The 8,781-nt window shown below is 35.9% G+C and carries 9 protein-coding genes; 8 read left to right on the top strand and 1 reads right to left on the bottom strand.

The features are described from left to right. Window positions 1-371 precede the first annotated feature (371 nt). The 7 genes from ACH2CJ_RS14100 to ACH2CJ_RS14070 all read left to right on the top strand — a co-directional run bounded on the left by ACH2CJ_RS14100 (window position 372) and on the right by ACH2CJ_RS14070 (window position 7,481). Complete coding sequence (locus ACH2CJ_RS14100) at window positions 372-1,043, top strand: hypothetical protein (protein WP_394993574.1); 672 nt, start codon at window positions 372-374, stop codon at window positions 1,041-1,043. A 206-nt stretch (window positions 1,044-1,249) separates the two neighbouring features. Beyond that, window positions 1,250-2,254 (top strand): LLM class flavin-dependent oxidoreductase, encoded by a 1,005-nt coding sequence (locus tag ACH2CJ_RS14095; protein ID WP_394993572.1) that lies wholly within the window; start codon window positions 1,250-1,252, stop codon window positions 2,252-2,254. A gap of 164 nt (window positions 2,255-2,418) precedes the next feature. Then, the gene (locus ACH2CJ_RS14090; RefSeq protein WP_394993571.1) at window positions 2,419-3,183 is read left to right on the top strand and encodes a hypothetical protein; all 765 of its coding nucleotides are present in this window, start codon (window positions 2,419-2,421) and stop codon (window positions 3,181-3,183) included. A gap of 46 nt (window positions 3,184-3,229) precedes the next feature. Further along, entirely contained in the window at window positions 3,230-4,144 is a 915-nt protein-coding gene (locus ACH2CJ_RS14085) for a helix-turn-helix domain-containing protein (RefSeq protein WP_394993569.1), read from the top strand. A gap of 268 nt (window positions 4,145-4,412) precedes the next feature. Then, window positions 4,413-4,571, top strand: coding sequence for a hypothetical protein (locus ACH2CJ_RS14080; RefSeq protein WP_394993567.1), 159 nt, complete (start codon window positions 4,413-4,415; stop codon window positions 4,569-4,571). Between the two features lie 182 nt (window positions 4,572-4,753). Beyond that, entirely contained in the window at window positions 4,754-5,209 is a 456-nt protein-coding gene (locus ACH2CJ_RS14075) for a (2Fe-2S)-binding protein (protein WP_394993565.1), read from the top strand. 4 nt (window positions 5,210-5,213) lie between these two features. Then, window positions 5,214-7,481 carry a molybdopterin cofactor-binding domain-containing protein gene (locus tag ACH2CJ_RS14070; protein ID WP_394993563.1) on the top strand — a complete coding sequence of 756 codons (2,268 nt, stop codon included), beginning with the start codon at window positions 5,214-5,216 and terminating at the stop codon, window positions 7,479-7,481. Window positions 7,482-7,552: 71 nt separating this feature from the next. Here ACH2CJ_RS14070 and ACH2CJ_RS14065 read toward each other — a convergent pair whose 3' ends face one another. Next, the gene (locus tag ACH2CJ_RS14065) at window positions 7,553-8,278 is read right to left on the bottom strand and encodes an NUDIX hydrolase (RefSeq protein WP_394993561.1); all 726 of its coding nucleotides are present in this window, start codon (window positions 8,276-8,278) and stop codon (window positions 7,553-7,555) included. 304 nt (window positions 8,279-8,582) lie between these two features. Between ACH2CJ_RS14065 and ACH2CJ_RS14060 the strand changes: the two genes are divergently transcribed. Beyond that, a partial coding sequence (locus tag ACH2CJ_RS14060; protein ID WP_394993560.1) for a hypothetical protein occupies window positions 8,583-8,781 on the top strand: 199 nt, incomplete at its 3' end.

Genomic DNA, 8,781 nt, shown 5'->3' with positions numbered 1-8,781 from the left:
AATGTTACTTCAATTCTAATGGAAAAACTGATAGTTTAGTTTTTTTGTTATACTAAAAATAAAAATAATGCAAGTATTAACCCGTAATTCGCATAAGTTATGAAATTTTTCTCCGTTGCAACAAAACTGTTTCGATTTATAAAATCAAGTCTTTTTTTGCTTGATTGAGGCTTAAATTTGAGTTCGTAGTGTAACTACGGACGAAAATTATACGTTTTCGCTTGTTTAAATCACACAAATCTAAAAGCCGATGCTGTAAAAAAAAGCTATTTTTAAACGAATAATCTTCCATTGCAACAAGTCTAATTACTCATTTTTCAAAAATTGATTTCCTACTTTTTAGGAAAAGCACCTAACTCTATAATAAAAATATGTTTTTCAAGAAAAAATCGCTCTTATTATTAATTTCAATGACAGGTTTTATTTCTGTTTCTGCACAAACTGTTGACGAAAAGCCTCATCCACGCCCGCCTATGCCTGTAGAGGTTTTAATTGGAAATAGGGGTTTGAATTTTCAGTTTAACACCACTAAACAGTTTAATCCTAATAGCAGGTTTGGTTTCTTTAATGTAACTTCTTTTTTTGCTGATTACAAAAATGTGGTGGCTAAGAACGAGTTTTTTTTACAATCACTATTAACAGCAAAATTGTGGAAGAAAATATCTGCTGTTGGTGGCTTTTCTATCAATCAATTTTCAGGATTTAAACCTACGGCTGGTTTGCAGTTTGTTCATGCCAATAAAAAAATGTTGGTTGTCATACAACCACAGGTAGGCTTAACCCAAGACCACCACCTTGAAAACTTCTCATTATTCGAATTTAAGCCTCAAATAAATGATAAATGGGGAGTTTATACTCGTTTACAAGCAGTTATTGACTACGCTCCCTCTCTAAAATCGCACAATCGTAGTTACGTTTACCTTAGAGTTGGTGCTGTTTACAAAAACTATCAGTTTGGTTTAGGCAGTAATTTTGATTTTTATGGCCCCACCAAACACAATGAGAACAATTTTGGGGTATTTATGAGAGCCGAGTTCTTCTAAATCATAAACTTATACGTATTTCCTTCTTCCTTTAAAAAACTATGGCTTCTTGTGGTATAGGAAAGTTTATAAAGTGGCTTGGTCATTGCCTAAAAGTGGTGAAAAAACAGTGAAAACTTCTTTAATGATTCAGATACACGAATTATAATCGTTTAAGCAAACTTTATAAAAGCACTTTGGGTTTTAAAAGAAACGATTATACAATAATGACAAAAATACCCTTATCGGTTCTGGAATTAGCCACTGTAACAGAAGGAGGAAATCACCAAACTGCTATATCAAATACTGTAGAAATTGCCAAGCATACCGAATCTTTGGGCTACAAGCGTTTTTGGATGGCAGAACATCATAATATGGAGTACATCGCCAGTTCAGCAACTTCTGTGCTGATTGGTCATGTTGCTGGAAAAACTAAAACCATTCGTGTAGGTTCGGGCGGAATAATGTTGCCCAATCATAGTACTTTAGTTATTGCCGAGCAGTTTGGCACTTTAGAAACCATTTATCCAAACAGAATAGATTTGGGATTAGGGCGAGCTCCTGGTTCAGACCAACTCACGTCAATGGCATTAAGGAGAAATCAAGAAACTGCTCAAGATTTCCCTATGGATATCAGACAATTACAAAAGTATTTTAGCTCAAAAAACCAAACTGCTCAAGTAAGAGCATTTCCTGGAGAAGGTTTAGACATTCCACTTTGGATATTAGGTTCAAGTACCGATAGTGCTTATTTAGCCGCAGAAATAGGACTTCCTTATGCTTTTGCGTCACATTTTGCCCCCGCTCAATTCCGTGCAGCTATCAAAATATACCGCAACAATTTCAAACCATCTGCGGTTTTAGCACAACCATACGTGATGGCATGCGTGAATGTACTTGCTGCTGAGACTGACGAAGAAGCCAATGTTTTGTTGAGTAGTTTAGTGCGTTTGTTTGTTGGTATTCTTACCAATAATCGCAAGCCATTAAGCCCCTCGGGGTCATTTCCAGAAAGTTATAATATTCCTGAGGTAAAAAATGCAGTAAACAACATGCTTTCGTGTACATTTCATGGAAGTAAAGAAACCCTCAGAAATACTCTTTCAGCATTTATAGTCGAAACAGATATCGATGAGTTGATGGTTGCCTCTCATATCTTCGATTTGGATGCTAAACTTAAATCTTTCTCGATTCTAAATGATGCCTTAAAGGTTGATTTTGAGAGCAACTAATTTCAAAAAAAGTAGATTTTGTGCTGAAGTGCTGAGTTGTTGAAACTTAGCACTTTTTGTTTTTTAGATTATTTGATTTTCGTAGGTTTTCATTTGAATTTAATTTAAAAATACCAAAAAAAAACAATAACGTTGTAACGTTAAAACCTTGCAAAATAAAACTTATGATTTATAATTTATCTAAAAACTCTTTCAATACACCAATTCTCGTATTAGTATTTATTGCTATCGTTCAAACAGCTTTTTCGCAAAAGGAAGATAGTTTGAAAGCAAAAATCAATGTGAACGGTGCAATATCTGTTACAAATAATGGAATTTCGGTAATTCCGACCTTCATTTTGGGCAAACCCGCCATCATTTTCGACTTAGTAGTACGAAAAAAACGATTCAGTTTCGAGCCACAATTCAGGTTTGCAGTTCAAGAATTCAAGCCTTGGTCTTTTATTTTTTGGCTACGTTATAAATTGGTAGAAACCAAGAAATTCTCGATGGGCGTAGGGGTTCACCCTTCAACAGTATTCGGAAATACTGTTGCAACTGTCAATGGTGTTTCAAAAGAGTTGATTACAATTAGGCGTTTTTGGGCGGGTGAGATTTCGCCTACCTATATTGTCTCGAAAAACGTAAATTTTGGGGTCTATTATTTGAGTTCAATTGGGCTTGCCGATGCTACAAAAAACACAAATTTCGTGGCTTTAGGTGGTAATATTTCAAATATCAAGACGGTAGGGGGGTTTTCTTTGAAAGTTTCACCACAAATTTATTATTTGCAAATGGATACCAATAAAGGTTATTATGTTACATCAGCTTTCAGTTTAGCAAAGGCAAATTTTCCTTTGTCTTTACAGTCAATCGTCAATAAAAAAATTCGGTCAACCATTCTGAGCAAAGATTTTGTCTGGAATGTTAGCTTAATTTATTCTTATTAATATTTTTATAAGATTGTTTGAATTTTATAAGTTTAATAATTAAGTCATGGAAAAAATTGAATCGCTCGAAGAGTTTTACAAACGAAAATTTGATTGGATTCCCGATAATATAAAAAATGAAATCGGGCATTTCAATGTGTTTGAACATGAACCAATTGAAGTTGGAAAAACGAAACCACTTCCTTATAAAAGAAGAGATTTCTTCAAAATAATGCTTGTTGTGGGTAATATTGATATGAGTTATGCCGATAAAATGATTACTATCAAAAAACAGGCAATGTTTTTTTCAAATCCGCAAATTCCTTATAAGTGCGAGAACTTAGAAAGAATCGAAGAAGGTTTCTTTTGCATTTTTAATCAGCACTTTTTTCATAGGTTTGGCGATTTGAGTCAATATTCCGTATTTCAACCTACTGGAAATCATGTATTTGAGTTGTCGGATGAGCAATTGGAGCAAATAAAACCCATTTATCAAAAAATGTTCGCAGAAATCAAATCAGATTATGTTCACAAATACGATATGCTGCGAAATCTGGTCTTTGAGTTGATACATTTTGCTATAAAAATGCAGCCTGCAACCTCATTAGATAAGCAAACGAACGGCGTTCCGCAAATAAATGCTTCTCAACGAATTTCTACAATGTTTTTTGAGCTGGTAGAACGTCAATTTCCGATTGACGAAAACCACTTTTCTATCAAATTAAGTTCGGCATCAGATTTTGCAAATCAGCTAAACGTTCATGTAAATCATTTGAATAGAGCCGTTAAAGAAATTACGCAAAAAACCACTTCGCAAATCATAGCCGAGCGAGTTTTGCAAGAAGCCAAAATAATGTTGAAACATAGCAATTGGAATGTGGCAGAAATAGCTTATTCACTGGGTTTTACTGAGGTTACGCACTTTAATAATTTCTTTAAAAAGCATACTACTTTAAGTCCTTCAAAGTTTAGAAATGTTTGATTTTCGTAAACTATAGTTTGATTATACTTGTTTGTTTTTTGAAACTAACAAGTATTTTTGTATCAAGATTTAAAACATCATAAAAATGGAAAAAAGAATATTGCGTAGCAAGTACATTTGATTTTCTCAATTTATTCACTACGATTTTTCTGATTTTTATTTTTCTGTGTTGTCAAGGATTTAGTTTCCCCAATTTATCGGCTCTTTCATTAGTCACTTTCTCTAAGCAAGCAGGAAGTGCCTCTGCTCTTTTGGGGGGGCTATTCAAATGGAAATTGACTCATTAGCAGCGGCTTTAGTAGGCTTTTTAAGCAATGGAACAAGTGTGCCAATGACAGCAGAGATGGCAGGTTGTGCTTTACTCGGCTTGACTATTTTTAGGGTTGGGAGAATGGTTTTGGAAAGAAAGAATGTCGTTTTGGGTTAATTTTATGCCACGAATACAGGAATTTTATTAGTGAATTCTTGACAATTACCTTTACTTTTAGTAAACTCCAGATCTTTGTTTGATTTTCGTAATTTCTTGTTTGATTCTCGTAATCATTTCATTAATAATTATTGTACTTTTACTTGATTTCTTAGCATTAAATTTCATAAAAATATAAAACCTTGGCAACATTTAATTTAAATATCAACGGAAAAGCGAGGAAGGTAGAAGCCGACGCATCTACGCCTATGCTTTGGGTTTTGCGTGACCACCTCGATTTGCAAGGCACTAAATTTGGTTGCGGTGCTGGTGCGTGTGGAGCTTGCACCATTCACTTGGGCGATATAGCCATTCGTTCATGCCAATTGCCCATCGAAGCTGTTGGTAATCAACCTATTACGACTATTGAAGGGCTGTCAGAAAACGGTGAACATCCTGTACAAAAAGCATGGCTTGAACACGACGTTGCTCAATGCGGCTATTGCCAAACAGGGCAAATAATGACTGCAACCGCCATGCTAAAAGCCGTTCCTAAACCCACCGATGCAGACATTGATACCTATATGTCGGGCAATATTTGCCGTTGTGGAACATACACTCGTATCAAAGCAGCCATTAAAACAGCATCTAAAAACTAAACCTATGAGCATCGTAAAAACATCATATAATAGACGTTCTTTTCTGAAAGCCTCAGCACTTTCGACTGGTGGAATGTTGTTAAGTTTTAGTTGGCTAACTGGTTTCAAGTCAGACGATAAACTCGAAACCGCCAATTTACCAAAAGAATGGTTTGAGCTAAATAGCTATATCAAAATCACCGATAAAGGCGAGATAACGCTTTTCTCACCAAATCCTGAATTTGGTCAAAACGTGATGACTTCTTTACCAATGATTTTGGCAGAAGAATTAGACGTAAATTGGGAAAATGTAAACGTCGAACAAGCACCTTACAATACTCAAAAGTTCGGTGGACAATTTACGGGAGGAAGCCAATCGGTCAGAAGCTATTGGAAGCCATTGCGTACCGCAGGGGCATCGGCAAGGTTTATGCTCGTACAAGCAGCGGCCGATACTTGGAAAGTTTCGACAACCGAAATTACGACCGAAAAAGGGATAATTAGCCATAAATTGAGTGGAAAAACAGCAACTTATGGAGAAATGGCTTCGGCGGCTGCCAAAGTAACGGTTCCGAGAGAGGTAAATTTGAAAGAAGTGAAGGACTTCAAAATTGTTGGAACGCCCCGCAAAAACGTAGAAGGTACGAAAATCGTAACAGGCAAACCGATATTTGGCATGGACTATCGCAAAGAAGGAATGCTGATTGCGATGATAGTTCACCCACCTGCTTTTGGCATGAAATTAAAGTCTTTTGATGCCACAGAAGCCAAAGCGATGTCGGGCATAAAAGATGTATTCAAGGTTCAGTTGTATAATGATGATTATGGAAAACAAATGTTTGATACGACTGCTTTCAATGAAATTGTGGCTATTGTAGGAAACACGACTTGGGAAGTAATGCAAGCCAAAAAAGCTTTGAAAACAGCCTGGGAAACGACGACGGATACTACCGAAACCCAAAGTTTTAGAGGTCAAAAACGTGAAGTGAAAATCCCAGGTGGACTCGAAAATACAAATATTCATAGCAAAAAAATGGCAGAATTTTGTGCAAAATCTGCCACAGTAGCTCGCAAAGATGGCGACCCAGAAACTGCTTTTAAGAATGCGGCTCAAATCCTCGAAAGGTCATATTCTGCACCATTTCTTGCTCACAACTGCATGGAGCCTATGAATTGCTTTGCTCATGTAACAGCCGACAAAGCAGAAATTGCCGCACCAATACAGGGGCCATCACTCATCGAAAATACGATTGCAGCCAGAATCGGTATTCCTGCCGATAAAATAGATATTCATCTTACTCGTATGGGTGGAGGATTTGGTCGTCGTGCGTATGGGCATTATATGGTAGAGGCTGCTGTGATTTCGCAAAAAGTAAACGCCCCAATTAAATTGATTTATAGCCGCGAAGACGACATGACTTTTGGCATTTATCGCCCTGCTTACCAAGCCACTTTTAGAGCAGCTTTGGATGCCAAAAAGAACTTGATTGCTTTTCATGTGCGTGCAGGTGGAATTCCCGAAACGCCACTTCATGCCAATCGTTTTCCTGCGGGAGCGATTGATAATTACCTTGCCGAAGAATGGGCGATTCCATCAAATATTACAGTCGGGGCATTTCGAGCTCCCCGCTCAAACTTTATGGCGGCAGCCGAACAATCGTTCTTAGATGAACTCGCCGAAGCAATGGGCAAAGACCCAATTGAGTTTAGATTAGAACTCTTGAAGCGTGCAAAAGCAAATCCTGTTGGGAAAAACAATGATTATGATGCCGACCGCTACGCAGGCGTATTGGAGTTAGTAAGAGAAAAATCTGATTGGGGAAAAACCAAGAAAGTTGCTGGTGTTGGACGTGGCGTTTCGGCTTACTTTTGTCACAATTCTTATGCTGCCCACGTGATTGATATTTCGGTAAAAAAGGGCATTCCGACAGTGCAAAAAGTAACTTCGGCAATAGATTGTGGCATCGTGATTAACCCGTTGTCGGCTATTAACATGGTGGAAGGAGCAGTAACTGATGGCGTTGGAAATTCATTTTTTGGAGCAATGACTTTTAAAGATGGAAAACCAGAGAAAAGTAATTTGGACAAATACCGAATGATTAGGATGGGCGAAGCTCCGAAGGTAATTGATGTGCATTTTGTGAAAAATGATATTGCACCGACTGGTATGGGAGAGCCTCCTTTTCCACCTGTTTTTGGAGCAATTGCCAATGCGATGTATAAAGCTACAGGCAAACGTTTTTATAATCAGCCTTTCATTACTAATGACCCTGAGGCAGAAATGAAGATTTAAGGGAAGATGATTTTATATTAAAAGGCGAGAACTAACAATAATTGGTTCTCGCCTTTTTTAAAATCTATCTTTTACTTCTCAAACCTGTACAAATAAGGAGCTTTGTTAGCCGCTCCAGTAATTTTTTTTTCAAGGCGTTCTAAAACATTAAATTCAAGGATTTTCTTTTGAAAATTGGTTCTAACAAAAGGTTTATCATAAATAGTTTCATAGAGTTCTTGTACTTCCTTCATCGTAAATTTATCTGGAAGTAGATTAAAAGCACTCAATTTTTCATCAAGATTTCTTCGTAAAGTATCAAGTGCTTTCATCACAATCGCATTATGGTCCATTATCATCGGTGGCAAGTCATTGATATTGTACCATTCTATTGTTTCGTCAAGGTCATTTTTTTGAGGGATGACTTTTCCAATATCGACTAAGGCATAATAGCCTACTGAAACGAATCTTTTGGTAAACCAATCATATTCTTTCATATTATGCCTATTTTCACCCAACTTTTCCTGATTTAATTCAATTAAGTGATTGAGAAAATTTGCACTGTTTCTGCTTGCTTTGCCAAAAATATAAAACTGCTCTAAGTAAATGTCTTTTATGGCAGTTCTATCTTGTAGAATTCGTTCAACTGCTTTATCGATATCTTCGTCCTGAAAAACAAAACCGCTGGGTAATGCCCAAAAATCTCCTTTAAAGTTCAATTTTGAAATCAAAACTTTGAGTTGTTTATTGAAATAACCAAATATCACACAGTCGATGGAAAGTTGATGGATATAATTTTGTTCGCTTAGTTTTTGCATGAAATAAGGTTTATTAAAATAATGACACAAATATTCGTTACTTGTTTTTATAAAAAAAGCTACACAAAATGCTGCATTTGTTGTCAATTGAATATAAATTTACTCATTTCATCTTGAACCAAATACTATATAAGATAAGCTTTTTGAATGGCATAGTTTTGACCATTAATAATTTAAAATTCCACTTGAAATTGATTGAATTACAAATATATATAACTGGACAATATTTATTGTATATTTTTTATACAATAATAAAAATATTTTATAACTTTGTCAGAAAAAATATCTTTGAATAATTAAAATCATGAAGAAAATACTCTTTTTTCTTGTTATCGCCTTTTTTAATGTAAATGCCTTTGCACAAAATGTCTCTCAAAACAAAATCAATTTGAAAGGAATGAGCTTTATCGGAAAGGTAGATGAGCGATTTCAATCATTTAATGTAGAAATGTGCGAGGTTATTGGAGGCGATTTTTGGATTCCTTACCAATTGATAGATTCTG

Source organism: Emticicia sp. (genome assembly GCF_043780375.1).
Taxonomy (GTDB): domain Bacteria; phylum Bacteroidota; class Bacteroidia; order Cytophagales; family Spirosomataceae; genus Emticicia.
This window is presented reverse-complemented; position numbering and strand designations above follow the sequence as displayed.